22 protein-coding genes are annotated in these 25536 nt (G+C 41.9%); 7 read left to right on the forward strand and 15 right to left on the reverse strand.

From position 1 onward, the window contains the following. Window positions 1-143: 143 nt before the first annotated feature. Together mdh and DY200_RS06625 are read left to right on the forward strand one after the other, a co-directional pair. Window positions 144-1097 carry a malate dehydrogenase gene (mdh, locus tag DY200_RS06620; RefSeq protein WP_005598352.1) on the forward strand — a complete coding sequence of 318 codons (954 nt, stop codon included), beginning with the start codon at window positions 144-146 and terminating at the stop codon, window positions 1095-1097. Between the two features lie 89 nt (window positions 1098-1186). After that, window positions 1187-1456: a DUF3761 domain-containing protein gene (locus DY200_RS06625; RefSeq protein ID WP_005598355.1), complete on the forward strand. Its 270-nt coding sequence runs from the start codon at window positions 1187-1189 to the stop codon at window positions 1454-1456. A 67-nt stretch (window positions 1457-1523) separates the two neighbouring features. On the opposite strand, the gene adk is transcribed toward DY200_RS06625, so the two are convergent. The 6 genes from adk to zipA form a co-directional block, all read right to left on the reverse strand. Continuing rightward, on the reverse strand, window positions 1524-2168 hold the full coding sequence (gene adk / locus DY200_RS06630) for an adenylate kinase (protein WP_005598358.1): 645 nt from the start codon (window positions 2166-2168) through the stop codon (window positions 1524-1526). A gap of 151 nt (window positions 2169-2319) precedes the next feature. Further along, on the reverse strand, window positions 2320-4443 hold the full coding sequence (locus tag DY200_RS06635) for a TonB-dependent receptor domain-containing protein (protein ID WP_115587423.1): 2124 nt from the start codon (window positions 4441-4443) through the stop codon (window positions 2320-2322). Between the two features lie 176 nt (window positions 4444-4619). Further along, window positions 4620-5900 (reverse strand): AmpG family muropeptide MFS transporter, encoded by a 1281-nt coding sequence (locus tag DY200_RS06640; RefSeq protein WP_115587979.1) that lies wholly within the window; start codon window positions 5898-5900, stop codon window positions 4620-4622. Window positions 5901-6038: 138 nt separating this feature from the next. Then, window positions 6039-7055 carry a UDP-glucose 4-epimerase GalE gene (galE, locus tag DY200_RS06645; RefSeq protein WP_005601862.1) on the reverse strand — a complete coding sequence of 339 codons (1017 nt, stop codon included), beginning with the start codon at window positions 7053-7055 and terminating at the stop codon, window positions 6039-6041. Between the two features lie 63 nt (window positions 7056-7118). Further along, window positions 7119-9167 (reverse strand): NAD-dependent DNA ligase LigA, encoded by a 2049-nt coding sequence (ligA, locus tag DY200_RS06650; protein WP_115587424.1) that lies wholly within the window; start codon window positions 9165-9167, stop codon window positions 7119-7121. Between the two features lie 63 nt (window positions 9168-9230). Beyond that, the gene (gene zipA, locus DY200_RS06655) at window positions 9231-10238 is read right to left on the reverse strand and encodes a cell division protein ZipA (protein ID WP_115587425.1); all 1008 of its coding nucleotides are present in this window, start codon (window positions 10236-10238) and stop codon (window positions 9231-9233) included. Window positions 10239-10357: 119 nt separating this feature from the next. Here zipA and cysZ point away from each other — a divergent pair, with 119 nt between their 5' ends. After that, a complete protein-coding gene (cysZ, locus tag DY200_RS06660; protein WP_115587426.1) occupies window positions 10358-11239 on the forward strand; it encodes a sulfate transporter CysZ in 882 nt (293 codons plus the stop codon). Between the two features lie 59 nt (window positions 11240-11298). On the opposite strand, the gene DY200_RS06665 is transcribed toward cysZ, so the two are convergent. The 8 genes from DY200_RS06665 to nudE form a co-directional block, all read right to left on the reverse strand. Continuing rightward, window positions 11299-11625, reverse strand: a complete 327-nt coding sequence (locus tag DY200_RS06665) for a hypothetical protein (protein WP_115587427.1) — start codon at window positions 11623-11625, stop codon at window positions 11299-11301. A 91-nt stretch (window positions 11626-11716) separates the two neighbouring features. Continuing rightward, window positions 11717-13171, reverse strand: coding sequence for a decarboxylating NADP(+)-dependent phosphogluconate dehydrogenase (gene gnd, locus DY200_RS06670; protein WP_115587428.1), 1455 nt, complete (start codon window positions 13169-13171; stop codon window positions 11717-11719). Window positions 13172-13375: 204 nt separating this feature from the next. Then, window positions 13376-14401, reverse strand: a complete 1026-nt coding sequence (locus DY200_RS06675; protein WP_115587429.1) for a PDDEXK nuclease domain-containing protein — start codon at window positions 14399-14401, stop codon at window positions 13376-13378. A gap of 146 nt (window positions 14402-14547) precedes the next feature. Further along, a complete protein-coding gene (locus DY200_RS06680; RefSeq protein WP_115587430.1) occupies window positions 14548-15870 on the reverse strand; it encodes an MFS transporter in 1323 nt (440 codons plus the stop codon). Between the two features lie 132 nt (window positions 15871-16002). Continuing rightward, the gene (pgl, locus tag DY200_RS06685) at window positions 16003-16701 is read right to left on the reverse strand and encodes a 6-phosphogluconolactonase (protein ID WP_115587431.1); all 699 of its coding nucleotides are present in this window, start codon (window positions 16699-16701) and stop codon (window positions 16003-16005) included. Window positions 16702-16772: 71 nt separating this feature from the next. After that, window positions 16773-18260 carry a glucose-6-phosphate dehydrogenase gene (gene zwf, locus DY200_RS06690; RefSeq protein ID WP_005601875.1) on the reverse strand — a complete coding sequence of 496 codons (1488 nt, stop codon included), beginning with the start codon at window positions 18258-18260 and terminating at the stop codon, window positions 16773-16775. A 71-nt stretch (window positions 18261-18331) separates the two neighbouring features. Beyond that, entirely contained in the window at window positions 18332-19147 is an 816-nt protein-coding gene (gene cysQ / locus DY200_RS06695) for a 3'(2'),5'-bisphosphate nucleotidase CysQ (protein WP_115587432.1), read from the reverse strand. A 12-nt stretch (window positions 19148-19159) separates the two neighbouring features. Further along, entirely contained in the window at window positions 19160-19717 is a 558-nt protein-coding gene (nudE, locus tag DY200_RS06700; RefSeq protein WP_005601877.1) for an ADP compounds hydrolase NudE, read from the reverse strand. Between the two features lie 142 nt (window positions 19718-19859). Here nudE and hslR point away from each other — a divergent pair, with 142 nt between their 5' ends. Together hslR and hslO are read left to right on the forward strand one after the other, a co-directional pair. Next, window positions 19860-20264: a ribosome-associated heat shock protein Hsp15 gene (gene hslR, locus DY200_RS06705; RefSeq protein WP_005598394.1), complete on the forward strand. Its 405-nt coding sequence runs from the start codon at window positions 19860-19862 to the stop codon at window positions 20262-20264. A 130-nt stretch (window positions 20265-20394) separates the two neighbouring features. Next, entirely contained in the window at window positions 20395-21285 is an 891-nt protein-coding gene (hslO, locus tag DY200_RS06710) for an Hsp33 family molecular chaperone HslO (RefSeq protein WP_115587433.1), read from the forward strand. 67 nt (window positions 21286-21352) lie between these two features. Here hslO and DY200_RS06715 read toward each other — a convergent pair whose 3' ends face one another. Further along, window positions 21353-22687 carry an anaerobic C4-dicarboxylate transporter gene (locus DY200_RS06715; RefSeq protein WP_005598398.1) on the reverse strand — a complete coding sequence of 445 codons (1335 nt, stop codon included), beginning with the start codon at window positions 22685-22687 and terminating at the stop codon, window positions 21353-21355. An 852-nt stretch (window positions 22688-23539) separates the two neighbouring features. On the opposite strand from DY200_RS06715, the gene DY200_RS06720 reads away from it, so the two are divergent. Beyond that, the gene (locus DY200_RS06720) at window positions 23540-24544 is read left to right on the forward strand and encodes an ornithine carbamoyltransferase (protein WP_115587434.1); all 1005 of its coding nucleotides are present in this window, start codon (window positions 23540-23542) and stop codon (window positions 24542-24544) included. Window positions 24545-24565: 21 nt separating this feature from the next. Further along, a complete protein-coding gene (gene arcC, locus DY200_RS06725) occupies window positions 24566-25513 on the forward strand; it encodes a carbamate kinase (RefSeq protein ID WP_115587435.1) in 948 nt (315 codons plus the stop codon). Window positions 25514-25536: the final 23 nt, after the last annotated feature.

A 25536-nucleotide genomic window follows, 5' to 3' on the forward strand; every position in this document is an offset into this window, starting at 1 on the left:
CTTACTTATACCAAAAAATCAATCTAAATCAAACATTAGAAAAATTTTTTATAAATATTAGTTTATTAAGCATCAATCCGAATAAATGTTTGGTAAACTTAGCCCAGTTCTATTTTTTAACTATTATTGATTAGGAGTTATTTATGAAAGTTGCACTTTTAGGCGCAGCGGGCGGGATTGGTCAAACCTTAGCCCTATTATTAAAACTTCGTTTACCTGTCGGCACCGACTTAGCATTATATGATATTTCCCCCGTAACGCCGGGGATTGCGGTCGATATCAGCCACATACCGACTTCGGTTAGTGCGGTAGGTTACTCCGGTGAAGATCCGAGTGAGGCGTTAAAAGGCGCAAATCTTGTGATTATTACCGCCGGCGTAGCGCGTAAACCGGGTATGACGCGTGCGGATTTATTCAATATCAATGCGGATATTGTAAAAAATTTAGTTGAAAAAGTGGCGGAAGTTTGCCCGAAAGCTTGTATCGGTATCGTAACCAATCCGGTCAATACCCTTGTGCCGATTGCAGCGGAAGTACTACGTAAAGCCGGTGTTTATGATAAACGTAAATTATTCGGTGTAACAACGCTTGACGTGGTTCGCGCCAAAACATTTACTTCCGAATTAAAAGAGAAACATGTCGAAACGGTTAAAGTTCCGGTAATCGGCGGTCATTCAGGTCCGACTATCCTTCCTCTTCTTTCTCAAGCATTGTCCGAAGGTCTTCCGCTTTCATTTACTCAAGAAGAAATCGAGGCTTTAACTTACCGTATCCAAAATGCCGGTACGGAAGTGGTTGAAGCGAAAGCCGGCGGCGGTTCGGCAACACTTTCTATGGCGGAATCCGGCGCACGTTTTGCCGTTGCGGTATTTAAAGCGTTATTAGGTGAAGATTGCGTACGTTACGCCTATGTAGAAAGTAAAGAGGGTTCCGGTTATCCCGAATTCTTTGCTCATCCAGTACGTTTCGGATTAACCGGTGTGGAAGAACTGTTACCTATCGGCAAATTAAGCGAATATGAACAAGCAAAACTGGACGAGTTAAAACCTGTGCTTGAAGCGGATATTGCTCTCGGTAAAAATTTTGTAAATCCATAATGAAATATAAATAAAGGGTTGAGTTATTCAACCCTTTTTTATATGCTCAAAGCGGTTGCTTATTTTTTAACTCTATAAGGATTTTAATTATGCGTAATCGTCACGTATTTTCTCTATTGGTTCTATTAACTACCGTTACCGCCTGTTCCTCTCATCAAAAGGTTCAAGTAGTTAAAGTTCCGGCAACAAAGACCGAATATACACAAGTGCAAAATATGCCGAATATTGATAGCAGTAAAATTCCTGCAAATGTAACCGCAATTTGTGTCGATGGCAGTTATTCCACTTCTCCTATTGCCGAAGCTTGCCTAGGTAACGGAGGTGCAAAACAAATTATTTCTCGTCATCATTCCTACTAAGATATAAAAAAACAAGCGGTTGATTTTTTATTAAAATCAACCGCTTTTTCATATTTATTTAGGAAGATTAACCTAAAATTTTCGCTAATTCCGCACTCACTTCTTCAACCGGTTTTGTACCGTCTAAACGCTCGTAACGCGTATTACCCGCTTCCGCTTCCGCCGTATAGTAAGCAATTAACGGCTTGGTTTGTTTGTGATAAATCGCTAAACGTTCTAATACGGTTTCAGGTTTATCATCTTGGCGAATAATTAAATCTTCGCCGGTTACATCATCTTTGCCTTCCACTTTCGGCGGGTTGTAAACCACGTGATAAGTACGACCGGAAGGCTGGTGTACACGACGACCGCTCATACGTTCAACAATCACTTCGTCCGCGACATCAAACTCTAAGACTAAATCAATTTTCACACCCGAATCTTTTAATGCGTCCGCTTGCGGAATCGTGCGAGGGAAACCGTCTAATAAGAAGCCGTTTGCGCAATCCGGTTGTGCGATACGATCTTTAACTAATGCAACGGTTAATTCGTCCGGTACTAATTTACCTTCGTCCATTAACGCTTTTGCTTGTTTACCAAGCTCCGTGCCTTCTTTAATTGCCGCACGGAACATATCGCCGGTTGAGATTTGCGGAATACCGAATTTGTTCATCATAAATTGTGCTTGCGTGCCTTTACCTGCACCCGGCGCACCTAAAAGAATAATTTTCATAGGGAAAACCTCTAAAAAATGAAAATATAACGAATAAAAAAGCTAAGGCAGTGACCTTACCGATTACTGCCTGAAATTGCAAATTTTTTATGAAAAATAACCGCTTGCAAGAAGCCCTCACAAGCGGTTATTTATACACTTATTTTAGCAATTAGAAAATGTAATTTACATTTACACGGAAGTCACGACCTGCAGACGGTAGGCTAGTAGCACCTGCACGTTGGCTATGGCTCTTATAATTTTTATTAAATGCGTTATTTACCGCAAAGTTAAGTGTTAAGTTTTTATTTGCATCCCAACTTGCGTAGAAATCATTTACACCATAGCCTGACTGTTTAACCGGAGCTGTTGTCGCATTTGAACCACGGCTTGGCGTACCGGTTTCACCTTCAACAAAACGACCTTTCCAACCGATTTCTAAACTTGGATTTTCAAACTTATAAGAAAGACCTGTAGTCCACGTACGTCCGGTTGCTACCGCATATACTGTACTATCTAAACTTGCATCATTGAAAACCCAAGTTTCAGGCTTACTGTCCGCCACACCTAAGCGGAAAGTGAAGCCGCTATATTTATAAGCTGCACCTAATTCATAACCTTTATTACGTAATAAGGCTGAATTAACTAAAGTATTATTTAATACTGCATGAGCATCTTTCACTTTTTGCCAGAAGTAGCTACCATTAAGTGAAATTTGATCATTAAAATCATAGTTAAAACCAATCTCCGTATTACGTGCTTTTTCCGCTTTTAAGTCATCAGCAACACTACGAGCGGTACTACCGCTTAATGCTACTTCGTAGAAACGTGGGCTACGTGTCGCATAGTTTAAGTTTGTATTTAAGCTTAAACCTTGAACGACTTCCCAAATTAAACCGACGCTTGGACTAAATGCACCGTCACTGACTTTTTTACCGTCATTGGCTTTAAAGTCAAAATGGTCATAACGTAAACCGGTTGTCATGGTCACCGGACCAAAGCCCCAAATACCTTCTACATAGGCACCAATATCTTCTTTTTCTTGGTTATTCGTTACGCCTGTCGCTTCTAATTTTCTCGTTCTACGATTTTCGGCAAAGGCTTCTAAGGAATTTGGCTTACCTTCTTGATGGCGATAATTTACACCATATTTTACAAAGTGATCGCTACCGATTTCAGAATCAAAATTGATATTCGCCCCTTTGGTTACCACTTTCGTTTTTGAATTAGTATCGGTTTCTTCACGTGAGTTTTCTAATAAGTAAGCGTTTGCTTTTACTTCATTAATAAGACCTAAATTTTTACCAATATATTCAAGGTTAGTGGTATTTTGAGTCGTAATACGGTAACGAGGATCGTTATTTGCATCATTTGCAACTAAAGCACCATTTTTATCAAGTAAGTAACGAGTTGGACGACCATTACGATCCACTCCAGCAGCAGCCCCTAATTGATATCCGGCAGCACGTTGTTCAGACGTTAAACTTGCTGTTGTTGTCCAGTCCTGAGAGAAATCAAATTCTTCACGTAATGCACGCTCACCGTGATAACGCTCTTGGCGATGGCTTAATACCACACGATGATCTTCGTTAATATCTACACCGAATTTAGCTAATAAACCACGCTGACCTAATGCACTGTTTTTAACCGTGTCGCTACCCTCTTTATTGGAATAACCTTTACCGCCTTTGTAATTTTCAGCTGTTTCCCAATTACCGCTTAATAACGCATCAAATGCACCGGATTTACCATAAACGCTCGCACCTTGCGAATGACCTTTATTGCTACTTACACCGGCATTTAATTTAAAACCAAAATCTTGTCCTTCTCTTAATAGATCTTTTGCATCCACAGTTGTCGCTTCGATCGATCCGCTAGTTGCACCAATACCGGCACTTGCAGAACCTGCGCCCTTACGCACGTCAATACGTTTAATTAATGACGGATCTAACATAAAACGGCTTTGATGGTGGAAAATCTGAGCATCGGAATAAGTATTATCCACTTTAATATCGATTTGGTCTTGCCCCATTCCACGAATAGTTGTCCATTGTGAAGTACCTCCCGTACCACCACCGAAATTGATAGCAGGTTCAGCACTTAAAACACCACGTAAATCTTCTTTTGTACCTTTATTTAAATCTTTTAAAGTTACAACATTCGTTCTACTTTTTGCACCGGCATTTTCCGAAACAACAGAAACAACATCTAAATTTACTGTATTTTCTTGGGCATAAGCCAAAGATGTTGTTGCAAGAAATACTGCCATAGAGAGTTTTGATGGAGAGAATCGCATTTGACCGCCTTATTAATTTTGAGAATTAATCGTATTTGTAATAAAGTTCTGTAAATATACTTAAATCTATAATACGAGTCAATCTCATTTTTGAATAAAGTTATAACTAAAACATATAAAAATGCCCTCTTATAAAAAATATAAGAGGGCATTTTATAAGTAACTAGTTAATTACATTATTTATTTTGCCACGGCGCAACCTTAATCAACATCAACATTCCCGGAATAGCTACAAAGAAGCAAATCCAGAAAAACTGATAATAGCCGAAGGCTTCGACCAAATGTCCGGTATAAGCGCCTAAGAATTTACTTGGTAGTGCCGCAAAACTAGTAAAAATGGCTAATTGCATTGCAGTGTACATCGGGTTGGTTTCTCGAGCCATAAAGGCAACAAGCGCAGCCGTCCCCAAACCGACCCCAAGATATTCGCCCGCCATTACGATGCCTAATTTAAATAATTCGGCAGAGCCGATAGAAGCGGTCGGAAAATACTCAAAACTTGCAAGATAGGCAAAGCCTAAAATCGTAATCAGCTGTACCGAACCAAAAATCCACAAGGCTCGGTTTACGCCTAATTTCAACATTGCGACCCCGCCGATAATACCGCCGCCGATACTACACCAAAGCGAGGTGGTTTTTACCACCGCCGCGATATGCGACTTGGTAAAGCCCATATCCAAGATAAATTTGGTTTGCAATGAAGTTGCTAACGAATCACCAAGTTTATATAAGAAAATAAACAGAATAAGCCCCAATGCGCCCCATACGCCTTTACGGCTGAAAAATTCCTTAAACGGATCGACAAATGCCATATAAAACGGTTTGCTTTTATCAATCGGTGTACTTTTAGGCTCTTGAGCAAATAGCGTAACAAATAGGCATGGCAACATAAATGCGGCAGTAATAAGGAATACCGTTTGCCATGGGTAATGATCGGCTAAGAAAAGCGATAAACCGCCCGGTATTAGCCCGGCGATACGATAAGCATTCACATGAATGGAATTACCTAAGCCTAATTCATTGTCCGATAAAATTTCTCGGCGGTAAGCGTCCACCACAATATCTTGCGTAGCAGATAAAAAAGCTAAAATTACCGAAAGCACAGTAATAATACCGATATCCGTTACCGGATCAAAAAAGCCGAATCCGGCTAAAATTACCAATAAACCTACTTGAGCAAGAAAAATCCAGCTACGGCGGCGTCCTAAAAACGGTGGAAAATAGCGATCTAACAACGCAGCCCATAAGAATTTCCACGTATAAGGAAGTGACGTTAAAGTAAAGGCGGCAATGGTTTTAATATCAAGATTTGCCGAGGTAAACCAAGCCGGCATTAATTGGATAAGGACAAATAAAGGCAAACCGGAACAAAATCCGGTATAGATACAAAGCAACATATTTTTGGTAAAAATTTGTCGCCAAATTGAGGTTTGAGGGGATGAATGAGAAGCGGTCATTTTTTCCTTTTCTTTTGCAAATGAAATAAGCATCCACCAACTTTATGTTAGCTTAATTATCAAACATCATAACAGAAATTTTCAGAGATAAAAAAGGCACAAACCTAAACGCTTGTGCCTTCATTTAATTAATGCTTGTTAGCCTTTATAACCGTTCGGGTTATTTTTTTGCCAATTCCAAGTATCTTTCATCATTTGCTCTAAACCGCGTTCGGTTTTCCAATCTAGCTCTTTTAACGCCTTAGACGGTTCAGAATAGCAAACGGCAATATCCCCCGGGCGGCGATCAACCAATTTATAAGGTACTTTAATTTCGTTTGCCGTTTCAAACGCTTTTACCATATCAAGCACCGAGTAACCTGTTCCCGTACCTAAATTATACACGTGGAAACCGGCATCATTTTGGTGCTTATCCAACGCTTTTAAGTGTCCAAGCGCTAAATCTACCACATGGATATAGTCACGCACACCGGTACCGTCGTGTGTTTCGTAATCACTACCGAATACTGAAAGCTCTTTTAATTTGCCCACTGCAACTTGGCTGATATAAGGCAATAAGTTATTTGGAATACCGTTCGGATCTTCGCCGATTAAACCGCTTTCATGCGCTCCGACCGGATTAAAATAACGTAACACGACCGCACTTAATTGTGGGAACGCTTTTACCGTATCTTCCAATATGCGCTCAACCATATATTTTGATGTGCCGTATGGATTTGTCGTACCGCCAACCGGGCAAGATTCTACAATTGGGATAATTTGCGGGTCGCCGTAAACTGTTGCAGATGAACTGAATACAATCGTATTCACACCCGCCGCTAACATTTCTTCGACTAAAACGATAGAACCGGTTACATTATTTTGATAGTAACGGAGTGGCTCACGCACGCTCTCGCCTACCGCTTTTAAACCGGCAAAGTGGATAACAGATTCAATTTTATTTTCTGCAAAAATTTTACGCAGAATATTACGGTCTAAAATATCACCTTGATAAAAAGTTACCGATTTACCTGTAATCTGTTTTACTCGCTCTAATGAAACTTCACTGGAATTAGATAAATTATCTAATACGACAATTTCACGATTTGCATTTAATAATTCGACAAGCGTATGCGAACCGATATAACCCGCACCGCCAGTTACTAAAATAGCCATTTGTAAATCCTCTTAGAAATTCGACCGCTTGTATTTTACGCTTTTTTGCGTACAAACGATAATTTAATTTTCACCGGTTAAAGCGATAAATTCTTGTTCGGTTAAGACTTTAACCCCCAATTCTTGCGCTTTTGTCAATTTTGATCCCGCCTTTTCGCCGGCAATCAAATAATCGGTTTTACTTGAAACCGAGCCGGATACTTTACAACCGAAACTTTGTAACAATGCTTTTGCTTGATCTCGAGTTAATTGAGTCAGCGTACCGGTTAAAACCACGCTTTTACCTTTTAGCGGGTTATCCGCAATTTCAACTTGCACCACATCTTGCCAATGTATGCCTTGTGAAATCAGATCTTCGACCACCGTAACATTGTGAGGTTCTTGCCAGAAGCGCACGATACGATTTGCCACCACTTCGCCGACATCCTGTACTTCTTGTAATTGCTCGAAAGTTGCCGCACGAATCGCATCTAAATTATGGAAGTGATTCGCTAAATTTTGTGCGGTGGCTTCGCCGACATCACGAATGCCTAATGCAAATAAGAAACGTGCCAAAGTGGTATTTTTCGCTTTTTCGATGCTGTTCAACGCATTTTGCGCAGACTTCTCACCCATTCTCTCCAAACGCATTAAAGTAGTTTGATCAAGTTTAAACAGATCCGCCGGTGTATGCACCAGCTCACGCTCCATTAACTGCTCGATCAACTTCTCGCCGACACCATCAATATCCATCGCTTTACGCGAAACAAAATGTTTCAACGCTTCTTTACGCTGTGCGCCACAGAATAAACCGCCGGTACAGCGAGCAACCGCTTCGCCTTCAACACGCACCACCGCCGATTCACAGACCGGACAAGCGGTCGGAAATTCGATTTTTTTTGCATTTTCCGGACGGCGTTCCATTACTACCCCAACAATTTGCGGAATCACATCACCGGCACGACGAATAATCACCGTATCGCCGATGACAATGCCTAAACGCTCAATTTCATCACCGTTATGTAAAGTGGCATTACTCACCGTCACACCGGCAACAAATACTGGTTCTAATTTCGCTACCGGGGTAATCGCCCCGGTTCTACCCACTTGAAATTCCACATCATTCAACACCGTCATTTCTTCTTGTGCCGGGAATTTATAAGCAATCGCCCAACGCGGCGAACGAGAAATAAAGCCGAGCTGTTCTTGTAAGCCAATGTCATTCACTTTTAGCACCGTGCCGTCAATGTCATAACCGAGCGTCGGACGCTTGGCTTGAATATCCGCATAAAACGCAAGTAACTGCTCACGCCCTGTTGCCAAGCGAATTTCATTATTGACCGGAATACCGATAGACTTCAGCCATTGCAAACGTTCAAAATGAGTTGCCGGTAATTCATCATCCGATTCATACACACCGATTCCATAGGCATTTAACACAAGCGGGCGCTGACGAGTGATTTTCGGATCTAACTGACGTAATGAGCCTGCCGCCGCATTACGCGGATTAGCAAAGGTTTTCTCGCCTTTTTCCAACGCACGTTCGTTCAGTGCTTCAAAGCCTTTCTGCGGCATAAACACCTCGCCGCGTACCTCTAAACGTGCCGGCGGGTTATCCATATTCAGTTTTAACGGAATATTGCGAATGGTACGAATATTTGAGGTAATATCCTCGCCGGTGGTACCGTCACCACGGGTTGCCGCTTGGCTTAACACACCGTCCACATACAAAATACTGACTGCTAAACCGTCTAATTTAGGTTCGCAACAAAAAGCAAGCGTATGCGGTTCTTCAGTAATATAACTTTCCATACGGCGTAAAAAACCGTCTAATTCTTCGTCGGAAAAGGCATTATCCAACGATAACATCGGAATTTCGTGCGTCACTTGTGTAAAACCGTCCAGCGGTTTCGCCCCGACACGTTGGGTCGGCGAATCTGCGGTAATCCACTCCGGATGTTGCCATTCCAGATTTTTTAATTCGTTCATTAAACGGTCGTATTCCGCATCCGGCACTAACGGATTATCCAATACGTGATAATGGTATTCGTATTCTCTTAATTTTTGGCGCAACGCTTCTAATTGTGCGAAAGTCGTGTCCGATTGATCTTGCATTTGTGATAATAAAGGCATTAGGAAATTCTCGATAAAAAAGACCGCTTAACAAGCGGTCGTTTATGCTAAAAGTTTTACAAATTAGCTGACACGAGCTAAATAGGCTTGGCGTGAGTTCTCATCAAAGATTTCTCGATGTTCGTTTAACACGAAACCGCCGAGTGCTTGTGCGAGATTTTCCGTCGTTTTTAATAATAATTTGAGATTTACAACATCATTACCTTCTGACGGTAAATGCATAAATAATACTAAACCGACCGTTGAAAAATGCTCGATTTTCGTTAAATCGAAGATACCCGGTTGCATCATATTCGCTACGCTGAAAATTACCGGCGAAGCGCTGTTGCCCATATGTTGGTGACGGTGGAAAATTTGGTATTCACCATATTGAAAACCTAACGCTTCGAGGCTTTGCACGACATAATCGCCGCGGAACTGCTGGCCTTCCGGCGCAACCACATAAAGAGTAAGCATATTATTTTCGGCAACCGGTTTTTGTTCCGCTACCGAATCCGCCTGCATGGAATTTTTCGCCAATTCGACTCGTACCGAAGCATCGGAATAAATATCCACATCTCCTTGCGCCGCTTGACGTTCCAATTCTTCTACCGATTGTTCTAACACGGAAGTAGCTTCCGCAATCGGTGATTGCGGCGCTTGAGTAAATGCCGGCTCAATATGCTGCGGTTGCGTTTGATATTGCACTTGTGTCTGGTATTGAGGCTGCGCTTGTAACGGCTGACCGCTATAAATCGGAGTTTCTTCTACTTTACTTTGATAAGCGGCGGAATCTTGTCCCGGTAAATTAATTTTTATTTCACGCAATGAGTTTTCCACTTCTTGCTGAATTTGCACCGGATTATCCGCTTCCGTTTCGCCGTGTTGTCCTGTTGTCTGCGCGTAAGACTGCGGATTAAACGAAGGCGGCACGTCCGAAACAATGTTATTAATCGGCGTTGAAGGCGGGCGGGTCGAGAAAGTATTCGAGAAAATACGTGATTTTTCACGACGAGCCGACCATAAACTGAAACCGATTAATACGGCGATTAATAAGCCCGCTAAAATAAAGAAAAGAATATGAAGCTCCATTTGGGGTCCTCTTTCATTTGAAATAATCTACAAAATTTAAATTTCACTATTTGCGAAAATAATGTGTCTAGCTTACCATATTTCTGATAAAAATTTGAGTTATTAAGGATAGATTAATTATGTCATCTGCATTCAACGAACCGCAAAGTGAATTAGGCTTAGGTTTCCACTATTTTATTTACGGCTGGCGATTAATGTTACAACGCCGGTTAATGCCGTTTGTCCTGATACCGGTAGCGATTAATGCGGTGTTAATGATCGCATTACTTTGGTTCTTTATCAGCCATATTGCCGGCTGGGCGGATTGGATCGTCAGCTTTATGCCTTCTTGGCTGGATTGGCTGACTATGATTTTAGTACCGCTTGCCGTGCTTTCATTAATTATGCTGTTTTATTTTACCTTTACCACCATTACCAACTTTATTGCCGCCCCGTTTAATGCGTTGCTGGCGGAAAAGGTCGAATTACAACTGACCGGAGAACAGCTTAATAATATGACGGTAGCGGAAATGTTAAAAGACGTACCGCGTATGCTAAAACGTGAATGGCAAAAAATGGCGTACAGTATTCCTCGTTTTATTGCACTGTTTTTATTAAGTTTCGTACCGGTTGTCGGGCAAACCGTGGTACCTGTTCTAACCTTTGTGTTCGGCGCTTGGTTATTAGCGATTCAATATTGCGACTACCCGTTCGATAACCATAAAATCAGTTTTAAACGTATGCGCAACGCTCTCGGGCAACGCAAAATTTTAAATTTCACCTTCGGTACATTCGTCAGTATTTTTACCGCTTTACCTTTTGTGAATTTAGTCGTGATGCCGGTTGCCGTCTGCGGCGCAACCGCTATGTGGGTCGAAGAATATCGCAACTTTATGTTAGGTAAAACGTCCGATTTTGACGGCGCGGACTATACCAATAAAACCGGCAGAGAAGTCAGTACGGAAACCCGTTCCGGTGCAGTAAATCCTAACGTACGTAACGGTGACATTAAGCCTCATTAAGCGGTCCGATTTCTCCCGTTTTTTGCAAAAAGAAGCCTCTCTTTCGAGAGGCATTTTAGTTATTTGGTTTTAGTGCTTTTCACTTTTTTAACTGCTTTTTTAGCTTCCGATTTTACTGCCGTAGCGTTTTCCTTTACCGTTTCTTGCGCTTGCTGTACAACCTGTTCCTGCTGCGCCGGTCTTTCAAAACCTTTTTCTTTCATACAAGCGTCAAATTTAATTTGATCTTTGCTTTCACCGACAGATTCTTGGCAAGCTTTTAACGCTTCTTCTACTTTAGTAAGCGAACTCGCTTCCGTAACTTGAGAGACCTGAGTAGGATCATTTGGTGACGAACACGCTGCTAATAATACCGCCAAAGTAGAAATACCGAGTGATTTTTTCATAGTGAAGTCCTAATTTGAGTTAAAAAAAGCGGGTAATTCATTTATTACCCGCTTTTTAGAAGCTTCTCTAAGCAATTAGTTCAGCAATATCTTACACATCATAAGTGGTTGAAGCTGTGTTACCGCCGCGACCTGTCCAGTTGGTGTGGAAAAACTCGCCGCGCGGTTTGTCGGTACGCTCATAAGTGTGCGCCCCGAAGTAGTCACGCTGTGCTTGCAACAAGTTTGCCGGCACACGCTCTGAAGTATAACCGTCTAAGAACGTGATCGCAGATGCCATACACGGCATTGGGATACCTACTTCGATAGACTTCGCCACCACTTTACGCCAGTCTGCCATTGCATTTTCTAAAATGCCTTTGAAGTAATCGTCCGAGCCTAAGAATACTAAGTCCGGATTCGCTTCATACGCATCACGAATATTGCCTAAGAAACGGCTACGGATGATACAACCTTCACGCCATAAAAGTGCGGTCGCACCGTAGTTGATATCCCAACCGAAGTTTTCTGACGCTTCACGAATAAGCATAAAGCCTTGTGCGTAAGAAATGATTTTTGAAGCAAGTAACGCTTTGCGAACCGCTTCAATCCACTCTTTTTTATCGCCTTCAACCGGCGTAATAGTTTTGTTGAATAATTTTGACGCAGCAACACGTTGATCTTTAAATGAAGATACGCAACGAGCGAATACCGATTCAGTGATTAAGGTCAATGGAATGCCAAAATCTAACGCATTGATACCTGTCCATTTACCTGTGCCTTTTTGACCTGCAGTATCTAAGATTTTCTCAACTAATGGCGTACCGTCTTCGTCTTTATAGCCTAAAATATCGGTGGTGATGTCGATTAAGTAGCTGTCTAATTCGGTTTTTTTCCACTCTTGGAAAATCGCTTGCATTTCATCGTAGCTTAAACCTAAACCGTCTTTTAAGAATTGGTATGCTTCACAAATTAATTGCATATCGCCATATTCGATACCGTTGTGAACCATTTTCACAAAGTGACCAGAACCTTCTTTGCCCACCCAATCACAGCAAGGCTCGCCTTTGTCGGTTTTCGCTGAAATCGCTTGTAAAATCGGTTTAACGTGTTCCCACGCTTCAATGTTACCGCCCGGCATAATTGAAGGCCCGTGACGCGCACCTTCTTCACCGCCCGAAACGCCGGTACCGATAAAACGAATACCTTTCGTCGCTAAATCTTTAACACGACGGTTTGAGTCAGGGTAATTTGAGTTACCACCATCAATAATGATGTCGCCTTCTTCTAAATGCGGAAGTAGTGCTTCAATAAATTGATCCACCACTTCACCGGCACGCACCATTAACATCACTTTACGCGGTTTTTCTAATTTCGCCGCTAAATCTTCTAACGAATAAGCACCGATAATATTTGTGCCTTTCGCCGCACCTGCTAAGAACTCATCCACTTTTGAAGTAGTACGGTTATACGCTACCACTTTAAAGCCGTTGTCGTTCATATTTAAAATTAAGTTTTGACCCATTACCGCTAAACCGATAACGCCGATGTCGCCTTTTACTGACATTGTTTTCTCCTGTTGGTTTTGATTCGTTACAAGCGGTCGAATTTGTAACATTTTTTGCAAAATTGACCGCTTGCCGATCCCCACACTACTAATGTATGGGGTTATAAATTGTGTGGTTGCCTTGCAACCAAGTTAATCTGCCCTCTGCAACAGCGTGGAAACACTATGTGTAATCTAGTATGTAAGTGCTAGATTATCATTCTGCTATTTTTCAAACTGCTGCTCAAAAATTATCTTCTGCTGTTCAATCTCTCGCACCAGCTCTTCTTCGCTTGGTAAATATGCCATATATTTGCTGGCAAACAGTTGTGAGCTGTCATTTAACACGGAATATTTCGCTACAACGCTATCCGCTTCGGTACAAAGCAACAAACCGATTGTAGGGTTATCATCAGAGCGTTTTTGAAAATCGTCATACATTCGCACATACATATCCAGCTGCCCGATATTTTGGTGCGTCAGCTTTTCGGTTTTGAATTCCACTATCACAAAACATTTTAGAATGTAATTATAGAACACTAAATCAATAAAGAAATCGGAAGTTTCCGTACGAATATGTTGCTGACGAGCCACAAAAGCGAAACCTTTACCAAGCTCCAATATAAATTGTTGTAAATTATCAATCAGAGCTTTTTCCAGCTCCGCTTCGCTATAAGCCAAATGAGTCGGCAGATTCAGAAATTCTAATACGGTCGGCGATTTAATAAAATCACTTGCTTGTAACTTTTGTGTTTTTTCTTGCATTTCCGCCTGCACAAGCTCTTTATCTTGGCTTGCAAGTAAACGCTCATAATAGAGTGTGGAAATATTACGATCTAGAGTTCGTACCGACCAATGATTTTCCGCCGCTTCTGTCAAATAATACAAACGAGCTTTATCGTTTGTAATTTTTAATGTTCGTTGAATATGTGTCCAAGTTAATTTGGAAATCACTGATTTCCAAATCTCCAAATCGGAAAACATTAAATAAAATTGACGGAAATTACAGGTATTCCGTTCGCCGAATCCTGAACCAAATTCATTCGTGAGAGTAACGGAAAGATTTTTAATAATCTCTTTGCCATATTCCGCACGCCCCTCACCATTCTGTTCTTCCAATACGATTCGCTCACCGATTTTCCAGTAGGCTTCCACCATAGCGGAATTTACCGCCGCATAGGCTTGCTGACGAGCGGAATGTAAAATCTGTTTAATTTCGTTAAGATAAGATGTTGTCAGCTTATTTTTCATATATTCTCCTTTATTAAAAAATAAAACATACTTATACACGCAAGCGGTCGAATTTGCAGAAAAGTTCGCAAATTCGACCGCTTATGATTTATAGGAAAAGTGCTTGCGTCCGTGAAACACTATGAATACTTAATATATTCCTACAATCAAATTTTACTTTCACGTTTGAAGGCTAATGCTAGGGTTGATAGTAACATCACGCCCGCCACGGCGATATATAAATCTTGTTTCGCCAAACCGCCGTCAAGCAATATTCCCGCTACTGTCGGCGCAAGAATCGAGCCTGCACGCCCAGCACCAATCGCCCAACCCACACCGGTATTACGGATATCCGCATCGTAACTCGCCGGATTGATAGTGTATAAACCGCTGATACAGCCGTTTACTAACGCCCCGACAACCACTCCCATTGCCATCGCCACGCCGAGTGCCGAAGATGAAAGGATAAACACCACAATCGCAATCGCCGATAATACGGTAAACAGCATTAATACCGCTCTTGCCTGCCAACGGCTGGCGATTAAACCGTAGATTAACGAACCGCCCGCACCGCCGATCGAAATCGCCATGCCTACATTGATACTGTCTTCCACCGTCATTCCCGCTTCTTTGAGCAATGCCGGAGTCCATGAGCTGATAAAATAGAAGCTGAACATAATGGCAAAGAACGAAAGCCATAATAATAAGGTTGAACGGCGATATTTATCATTAAACAGCTGAGAAATCGGCAGCTTGGTTTTCACCGCTTCAACTTTTTTCGGTAGCTCCCAATCACCGTTAAAACCAATTTTTTTCGCAATGTGATTTAAGCGTGCTTTGGCGTTTGCCGGTTGCTTCATGGTTAAAAAGTCAATCGACTCCGGTAACCAAATAAATAACACAACCCACACGACCGCCGTCATTGCCGCACCGGCAAAATACACCGCATGCCAGCTATAAGTCGCTTGCAACTCTTTCGCCATTATACCGCCGATCATCGCACCGATACCGAAGCCTGCCGCATAAACGCTGATCGCAAAGCTACGCCATTTTTTTGACGAATATTCGCTAGTGATCACATTGGTGCCGACTAAAATACCGCCCACTCCCAAACCGGTAATTACACGTGAAAAACCAAGTACAAACGGTGTGGTCGCTAATCCCGAAAGTAACAAACCAATCGCCGATAACGCTACGGAAAGTAATAATAACGGACGACGACCGAATTTATCCGCCAATGGCGCAAGGAAAAGCGAACCGATCGTCATACCGGCTAAACCGGCACTGATTAACACACCGAACTCAGTTTTAGATAAACCGAACTCTTTAGAAATATTGGTGGCGGTAAAGGCAATCGCCAATACGTCGAAACCGTCTAAAAAGTTCATCACGGCAGCCATAATTACGATTGCCCATTGATATACGCCCATACGTCCGTGATCAATCGCGAACCTTAAATTATTCGTATATTGTGGCGTTTGAATTGTCATAGGTATTCCTCATTAAAGATTTTCATTTAATAGGAATCCTAAATGAAACAATTGCAAAGAACAATGCAAATCTGCAATAACGGCATTGAAAAATATTAAGCTAAATTATGAATTTCATTCATAATCTACAAACTATAACAATTTTGCCGCTTCTCGATCTAAATACCACTCGGTCACACCGCTTTTAGCTTTAATACGAGCTGCCGGATACGGTAGTTTTTCCGCCTCGGTTTCATTAATTTCTTTTAAAATTTCCGCTTTTGCCGCACCTGTTACCAAGTAAGTGATACGCTTCGCCTGTTCAAGCAATTTAGCGGTTTTTGAAATACGAATTTGACCGCTTTCAGGATGTTTGGCAATAACCGCCACATTCTGGTCATTAAAATCGGTTTGATAAGGGAAAAGCGAAGCGGTATGACCGTCATTGCCCATACCGAGAATGATCCAATCAAAGGCTAAATCAGGTACGCAAGCGGTCAATTCTTGCGAAAATCTTGCAAGCTCTTGTTCTACCGGCTCTTCACCGCGAATACGGTGAATATTTTGTTGAGGAATTTGAATATGATCGAAGAGTAACTTTTGCACTTCACCATAATTACTTTCCGGATCAGTCGGCAGTACCATACGATCATCGCCCCACCAAAAGTGCAGATTTTGCCATTGAATTTCGCTATTGAACGGTGCTTGCGCTAACGTTTTAAACAGTAATTTAGGGGTTGAACCGCCGGATAAGGAAATATGTACCGGACGGTTTAATTGACTGTATAACACAAATTCTTGTGCGATTTTTTCCACCGCTTGTTGAGCGGATTGGAAGGTGATGTAATTCATTAACATTTCCTTTTAATTCATACTCAAATCTCCCCCTCTTTAGTAAAGAGGGGGAGATTTATTTGCTAAATTTATACTTTTTTCTTCATCACACCTGAAGGTTTACGCCAAACTTTACCGTGTTTGGCGATAAGTTTATCCGCTTCGGTCGGCCCCCAAGTGCCGGCTTCGTATTCATAAACTCTGCCTCTTTCCGCTTTATAATCTAAAATCGGCTGAACGAATTTCCAACAAGCGTGTACCGCATCGGTACGCGCGAATAAAGTCGCATCGCCTTTCAACGCATCTAATAATAAACGCTCATAAGCGGTTAATAGGCTGGAAGCCGAACTTAAATCGGAATAACGGAAGTCCATGGAAACTTCTTTCGCCTCAAAGCCTGCACCCGGTTTTTTCAAGCCGAAACGCATTGAAATCCCCTCGTCCGGTTGCACTCGGATAATTAATTTATTTTCCGGCGCATTTTGGCTGAATACCGGATGCGGCGTGGTTTTAAAATGAATTACCACTTCGGTGACACGGGTCGGTAAACGTTTACCGGTACGCACATAAAACGGCACACCCGCCCAACGCCAGTTATCAATCTCACACTTAATCGCCATATAGGTTTCGGTATTCGAATCCGCCGGTACGCCTTTTTCTGCTAAGTAACCGGCAACCATCTGATCATCCACTTCACCCGCTACATATTGTCCGAGTACCACATTATTTTTTACATCTTCAGCAGTAAGCGGATGTAAGCAATGCAGCACTTTCGCCACTTCGTCACGCATTGAATCGGCATTAATAATTGCCGGCGGCTCCATCGCAACCATCGCCAACACTTGTAATAAGTGGTTTTGGAACATATCGCGCATTGCGCCCGAACCGTCATAATATCCGCCGCGTTCTTCTACACCGATCGCTTCCGCACCGGTAATTTCTACGTAATCAATGAAATTACGGTTCCATAAAGGCTCGAATAAACCGTTTGAGAAACGAAGTACAAGTAAATTTTGAACCGTTTCCTTACCTAAATAATGGTCGATACGGTAGATTTGATGTTCTTCAAAGTAATGATGAATTTTCTCGTCTAATTCTTTAGCGGTTTTAATATCGTAACCGAACGGTTTTTCGACGATGATACGTTTCCAGCCGTATTCTTCGGTGGTTAAACCGTGTGCGGCTAAACATTCCGGAATCACGCCGTATAAACTCGGCGGCGTAGAAAGATAATAAAGCGTATTACCGCAACTGCCGTATTTATCGTGCAATTCGTCTAAGCGAGGTAATAATTTGGCATAGTCCAAGGCATCGGACGTATTTACCGCTTGATAATACAAATGGGTACAGAAGTCTTCTAACTCCTGTCCTTGCGCTTTCTCAAATTTAACTAACGCATCACGCATTTTGGTACGGAAAGAATCGTCCGTTAATTCGGAACGCGCTACGCCCAATACCGAGAAATGCTGCCCTAAGCGACCAACTCTAAACAAGTTATAAAGTGCCGGAATTAACTTACGAAAAGTTAAATCGCCCGATGCACCAAAAATAACAATACAACTATTTTCAATATTCATTTTTTTCTTTTTATCCTAAGTGTATGAATTATTTAACCAATATGTAACATTTTAAAAAGGATTACAAATAACTATTGTGCATTAAATCTAAAAATTTGTTCCCAAGCCAAATGCTTATCCGCCACCATCACGAAATAGGGGTTGATAAAAGTTGAACGCCGATTATAAGTAAGCGGTTCAAACTTCAAATTAAAAATTTTGCCGCCTACTTCCGAAAGTAATACTTCGGCAACCGCCGTATCCCATTCTCCGGTATCGCCGAAACGTACGTAACAATCCGCTTTACCTTCGGCAAGTAAACCCGCTTTTAGACTGCTTGAACCGTATTGGAAGATTTCCGCTTGATAAGATTTATCTACCGAATTTAATACCGCCTGCTGCGCAGATGCCCCCATCGTAATCTTCAAGCGATTATCCTGAAGTAAGCCCTGATGTCCGACAAGCGGTCGAATTTCGCCGTTTTCTTGCAAAAATGCGCCCTTTCCCGCCATAGCAAAATAAGTCTTCGCTAAAATCGGAGAATGGATCACACCTAACACCGGGCGATGATCTTGCACCAAGCCGATTACCACAGAAAATTGATCGGTACGATCAATAAATTGTTGCGTCCCGTCTAACGGATCAATGATCCAATATTCTTGCCAAGTTTGTCGATCCGCTAATGCGATATTACAATTTTCTTCGGATAAAATCGGCACGTCCGGCGTTAATTGACGAAGTTTTTCCGTTACGAATTGGCTGATAAACAGATCCGCCTCCGTAACCGGTGTATGATCCGCTTTGATTTTGACCTGTACCGAACACTGATAAAAACGTTTAAGGTGTTCTCCCGCTTCTATCGCAATCCGTTTAACCGCTTCCAACAGCGTTGAATTTAATGGTTGCATACTAAAATTCCCTTATTTCCGACCGCTTGCCAGATAATCTCTTAGCATAAACAGAGCGGATAAATTTCTTGATTCCGCAAAATTCGGATCAGCCAGTAATTCGTCTATATCGGCTAACGGTATGCGTACGATTTCTAACGGCTCCGGCTCATCACCCGCTAATTTGGACGGATAAAGATCTTGAGCAATAAATAAGTGCATTAAACCGAACATATGGCTCGGACCGCTATAAAGCGAACGTAAAAATTCGATCCGTTTTGCGCCGAAGCCGATTTCTTCTTGTAATTCTCGATTGGCACTAACTATCGGCTCTTCGCCCGAATCAACGATCCCTTTCGGAAAACCTAACTCATAACGTTCGGAACCTACCGCATATTCTTTGACAAAAATAAGATGCTGATCTTGAATCGGTATGACCATCACGGAAGAACGACGTTGCGGCGTTAAACGCTCAAATCGACGTTCTTCACCGTTTGAAAAACGCAAATCGACCGCTTGTACTTCAAAGATACGTGTTTTAGCGATCGTTTCTACTGAAAGAATTTCCGGGAGCTGACGTGCTGTGGTCATAAGATATTCTCATTACTACTATTTAATTTTCTAAAGATACCATATTTTATGATAAAATTTATTTAAATTTATGCAGTAAATTCCGTATAAATAAAATCATTTACGTTCAAATTGATCTAAGTATCTTAATTAGGTGTTTTTCATGAAAAATACAGCGGAACGAGATAATGAAGTTCGCCTTGATAAATGGCTATGGGCGGCTCGTTTTTACAAAACGCGTTCGATCGCCAAAGCAATGATTGAAGGCGGTAAAGTGCATTATAACGGGCAACGAGCGAAAACCAGCAAAACTGTCGAAATCGGCGCAACTATCAAGCTACGCCAAGGTAACGATGAAAAAGAGATCATCGTCACGGCACTCAGCGACCAACGTCGAGGCGCACCGGAAGCGCAATTGCTTTACCAAGAAACCGAAAAAAGCATTAAACAACGTGAAGCGATTGCCTTTGCTCGTAAAGCGAATGCGCTTTCGATGCCGCATCCGGATCGCCGCCCGAATAAAAAGGAACGCCGTGATTTGGTAAAATTTAGAGATCAAATATTGTAATTTATCAATTCGCCCCTATATTGAACTCGATTTGACGGCACACAGTTTACGGTGTGCCTTCTTTTATTTTAACAAGCGGTCAAATTTGTACATTTTTTTGCAAATCACACCGCTTTCATTAGGAAAAACCATGAGTTATACAAAAGACAACGACAAGCTTTATCGCTATTTATTCCAAAACCGTGCCGTGCGTGGCGAATGGGTTCGTTTAAACGATACCTTTACCGAAACGCTGAATACCCACCAATATCCGAAAGCGGTACAAAATTTATTAGGCGAAATGTTGGTCGCAACCAGCCTACTTACTGCGATTATGAAATTTGAAGGGACGATTACCGTCCAAATTCAAGGTGACGGTCCGCTCAAATTAGCGGTGGTAAACGGTAATGAAAAACAACAGTTACGTGCATTAGCGCGTACTCAAGCGGAAATTGCCGATAATGCGAGCTTAAGCGAAATGATCGGCAACGGCGTATTGGTCATTTCGATTATGCCGAATGACGGCGAACGTTACCAAGGGGTGATCGCGTTAGATAAACCGACTATTCGTGAATGTTTGGAAGATTATTTTATTCGTTCCGAACAGCTTCAAACGCATTTAGTGATTCGTACCGGCGAATATGAAGGTAAAGCGGTTGCCGGCGGTTTATTATTACAAATTATGCCGGACGGTACGGGTACGCCGGAAGATTTCGAGCATTTAATGACGCTTGCCGAAACGGTGAAAGACGAAGAATTATTCGGCTTAGAAGCGGAAGAACTTTTATTCCGTCTATATCACGAAGAACAGGTTGAAGTCTATCCGCCGCAAGAGACCGAATTCCATTGCGGCTGTTCCCGCGAACGTTCGGGTAATGCGATTTTATTGTTACCGATGGAAGAAATCGATGAAATGCTTGCTGAGAAAAACGGTGTCATCGATATGCAATGCGAATGCTGCGGCACGCAATATTTCTTTGATAAAAACGCCATTATGGAATTTAAACAAGAAGCGGATAAACTCAATCAATTAGGTTTATAACGCAAAAAATAAGCGGTTCGATTTTGTATAAATTTTACTAAATCGAACCGCTTACTTTATTGAGTCATTAAATCAGAATATTTGCTAATGCAATACCCACACAACATGCGGTAATTACCCCGACTAAACCTGGCGCCATAAAGCTGTGGTTGAAGTAGTATTTACCGATTTTGGTTGTACCTGTCACGTCAAAGTTTACCGTTGCAATATCTGACGGATAGTTAGGAATAAAGAAGTACGCATAGGTTGCAGGCATTAAACCGACTAATAACGGTGCCGGTAAACCGATGGCAATACCGACCGGTAATAACATTTTCGCCGTTACCGCTTGGCTGTTTACCACTACGGATACTGCAAATAATGCGAAGGCGAACGTCCAAGGCTGCGCTTTAATCATTTCGGTTACACCCGCTTTAAATGAAGGCATCGCATAACTGAAATAAGTATCGCTCATCCACGCAATACCGAAGATTGCGATAGTCGCCACCATACCGGATTTAAATACTACGCCGTTCGGTACTTTTTTCACATCGGTTTTGGTTAATACTAAGATTAAACCGCCGAAAGTCAGCATCACGATTTGAATGATTTTATCCATACCGGCCGTTTTGCCCGTATCCGCCATCACCGGTTTAATTGCCGGCACCATTGCGATAATAACGATCGTTGCGATTGCCGCTAAGAATAGATAAACGGAATTTTTCGCACTTGCCGGTAATTGCTCGTCTAATGAAGTAGAACTGGTTTCTTCAATTTGTTTACGCAATACGGGGTCTTGCATACGACGTTGATATTCCGGATCATCCTCAAGCTCTTTACCGCGACGTAAACTATATAAACACATTGCAAGTACACCAACAAATGTTGCAGACATGGTTACCGCTACGATATTTAAAAGTGTAACGCCTTCAAAGCCCGGTAATTTGGTAATTTCGGTTAAGTAATACGCCACTGCAGCTGAAAGCGGGCTACCGGTAATCCCTAATTGCGAAGCAACCGATGCCGCCGCCATCGGGCGTTCAGGACGAATTTTATTTTTTAACGCAATGTCACCGATAATCGGCATAATTGAATATACCGAGTGACCGGTACCTAACATTAAAGTCATTACATAAGTTACGATAGGACCAAGTAGCGTGATGCGTTTCGGATTACTACGTAAGATACGTTCCGCGATTTGTAACATAAATTTCAAACCGCCCGCCGCTTCAAGTACAGACGCACAAGTCACCACGGCTAAAATGACCAACATTACGTCAATCGGTGCTTTTGAAAGCGGCATACCGAGGAAAAATACTTCCACAAATAAACCGATACCGGAAACAACCCCTAAACCGATACCGCCGTAACGGCTACCCGCATAGAGGAATGCTAATAAAAGCAAAAATTCTGCATAAAGCATATAAACTCCAAAAAATTAAAAATAACTAATCACTGTGCGCAAGTGTACTTGAGCGAGTGCCGTGATTCTTTGCATTTGATCAAAAACAGATTAACACTTTAGTAGTATTTTTTCAAAAATTAAAATATTCTGTTATTCCTATCAAAATATCGCTATAAATTGAGCAATGCTTACTTGACGAGCTCGAAAATGTTATTATTTAAACGATATATTTTTGCTCGGAGGAGCTATGCTCGAAATTTATCTGCTTGCCATCCCGTTTTGTTTTCTGATCGTCTTCTTTTCACAATTCTTTCGTCTTGGTTTGCTTAAAGCCGTATTGTTTAGCTTATTGATTGCCGTCACTTGGCCCGTTTCATTCGTCGTTCTTGGGTTTAACCGACTTTTTCGTTCTCGTTAAAGACCGCAATCAATACGTTTAGTCCGTCATCACTATACTCCTATAAATTTTTATTCAATTATAAACAAAAAGCCTTGCATTTAATGAATAAAAATGCAAAATAAAAGAATTATTATTCACACATAAATTTAGATTGAATTAACGACTTGATAGCAAACGTTTGCTTTGTTAGAATTATGCGCCTACTTCTACGAGAAAGGTTAATGGCGACTCTCAAGTACCAACCCCATAAATTTTTAGGAGTAAAAATGTTAAACCCTACCCTTTTTATGCCCGTAAAAGGCATAACGGATAAAATAGCGAATTCTTTCGCCGTATTTGTCCATTTCATTTCAAAGCATTCTCGTCTTGCAATTCCACATTTTATATATCCACGATCTCGAATAAGTTGTTTCACTTATACAAGCGGTCAAATTTTTAAATCTTTTTACTTATAGAACAGGAGCAATATCATGGCATTTAACCTTAAAAATAGACATTTACTCAGCCTTGTAAACCACACTGAACGTGAAATCAAATTCTTATTAGACTTATCCCGCGATCTAAAACGAGCGAAATATGCAGGAACCGAACAACAACGATTAAAAGGTAAAAACATTGCGTTAATTTTTGAGAAAACTTCAACCCGTACCCGTTGCGCTTTTGAAGTGGCGGCTTACGATCAAGGCGCACACGTAACTTATATTGACCCGACTTCATCACAAATCGGTCATAAAGAATCGATGAAAGACACCGCTCGCGTATTGGGCAGAATGTACGATGCGATTGAATACCGCGGCTTTAAACAATCGGTGGTAAACGAATTGGCAGAATATGCCGGCGTACCGGTATTCAACGGTTTAACCGATGAATTCCACCCGACCCAAATGTTAGCCGACGTTCTCACTATGATCGAAAATTGTGAAAAACCGTTAAGCCAAATCAGTTATGTTTATATCGGTGACGCACGTAACAACGTAGGTAACTCATTACTGTTAATCGGTGCGAAATTAGGAATGGACGTCCGTATTTGTGCGCCGCAAGCATTATTACCAGAAGACAGCCTTGTTGAAATGTGCCAAAAATTCGCAGCGGAAAGCGGTGCAAGAATTACCGTAACCGACGATATCGATACCGCAGTAAAAGGGGTGGATTTCGTGCATACCGACGTTTGGGTATCTATGGGCGAGCCGCTTGAAACTTGGGGCGAACGTATCGATATGCTAATGCCGTATCAAGTTACGCCGGAACTCATGAAACGTACCGGTAATCCGAAAGTGAAATTTATGCACTGCTTACCGGCATTCCATAACAGCGAAACAAAAATCGGCAAACAAGTTGCGGAAAAATATCCGGCTTTAGCAAACGGTATCGAAGTAACCGAAGACGTATTCGAATCACCGGCAAACGTCGCTTTCGAACAAGCGGAAAACCGTATGCACACCATCAAAGCTGTCATGGTCGCGAGCTTAGCGTAAGAAGTAGAAAAAGGAACAAACATGAAAATCGTAGTAGCCTTAGGCGGTAACGCTTTATTAAAACGCGGTGAGCCGATGACCGCCCAAAACCAGTCGGCAAATATCAAAATCGCCGCAGAACAGTTAGCAAAAATCAAACCGAATAATGAATTAGTCATTTCACACGGTAACGGTCCTCAAGTCGGATTAAGCGCATTACAACACGCCGCTTACCACGCGATTGATAACAAAATCGAGCCTTATCCGCTTGACGTGTTAGTTTCGCAAACCGTCGGTATGATTGGTTATATGTTACAACAAGAACTGACCAATCTCGTGCCGGAACATCCGACGCAAACCTTAGTCACTCAAGTGATTGTTGATGCGAAAGATCCGGCTTTTGCCAAACCGAGCAAACCGATCGGACAGGTTTACTCAAAAGAAGAAGCGGAAAAACTCGCCGCTGAAAAAGGTTGGACGGTAATGGCGGACGGTCAATACTACCGCCGAGCGGTGCCAAGCCCGAAACCGCAATCGGTTACCGGTATTGAAGCGGTCAAAGCGTTATTGGCACAAGATCAAATCGTGATTTGCGGCGGCGGCGGCGGCGTGCCGAGTATTCGTGACGAACAAGGTAAATTACAAGGCGTTGAAGCGGTTGTGGATAAAGACCTTGCCACTGCGGTAATTTCACAACAACTGGATGCGGATTTATTTATTATCGCAACCGATGTCAAAGCGGCATGCGTAAACTTCAACAAACCGGAGCAACTACAAATTGCCAAAGCTAATCCGGCGGAATTGGAAAAACTGGCGGACGAATTTGCACCGGGTTCAATGGGACCAAAAGTACAAGCTGTGATTAACTTTGTTAAAGCAACCGGTAAAGATGCTGCAATCGGCTCACTTTCCGATATTCAAGATATTGTAGCCGGTAAAGCGGGAACTCGTGTTACCAACAGTATTTCCGGTATCGAGTTTTATAAGTAAGCAAAAACAAGCGGTCGGATTTT

This window comes from Actinobacillus lignieresii, assembly GCF_900444945.1.
GTDB lineage: Bacteria > Pseudomonadota > Gammaproteobacteria > Enterobacterales > Pasteurellaceae > Actinobacillus > Actinobacillus lignieresii.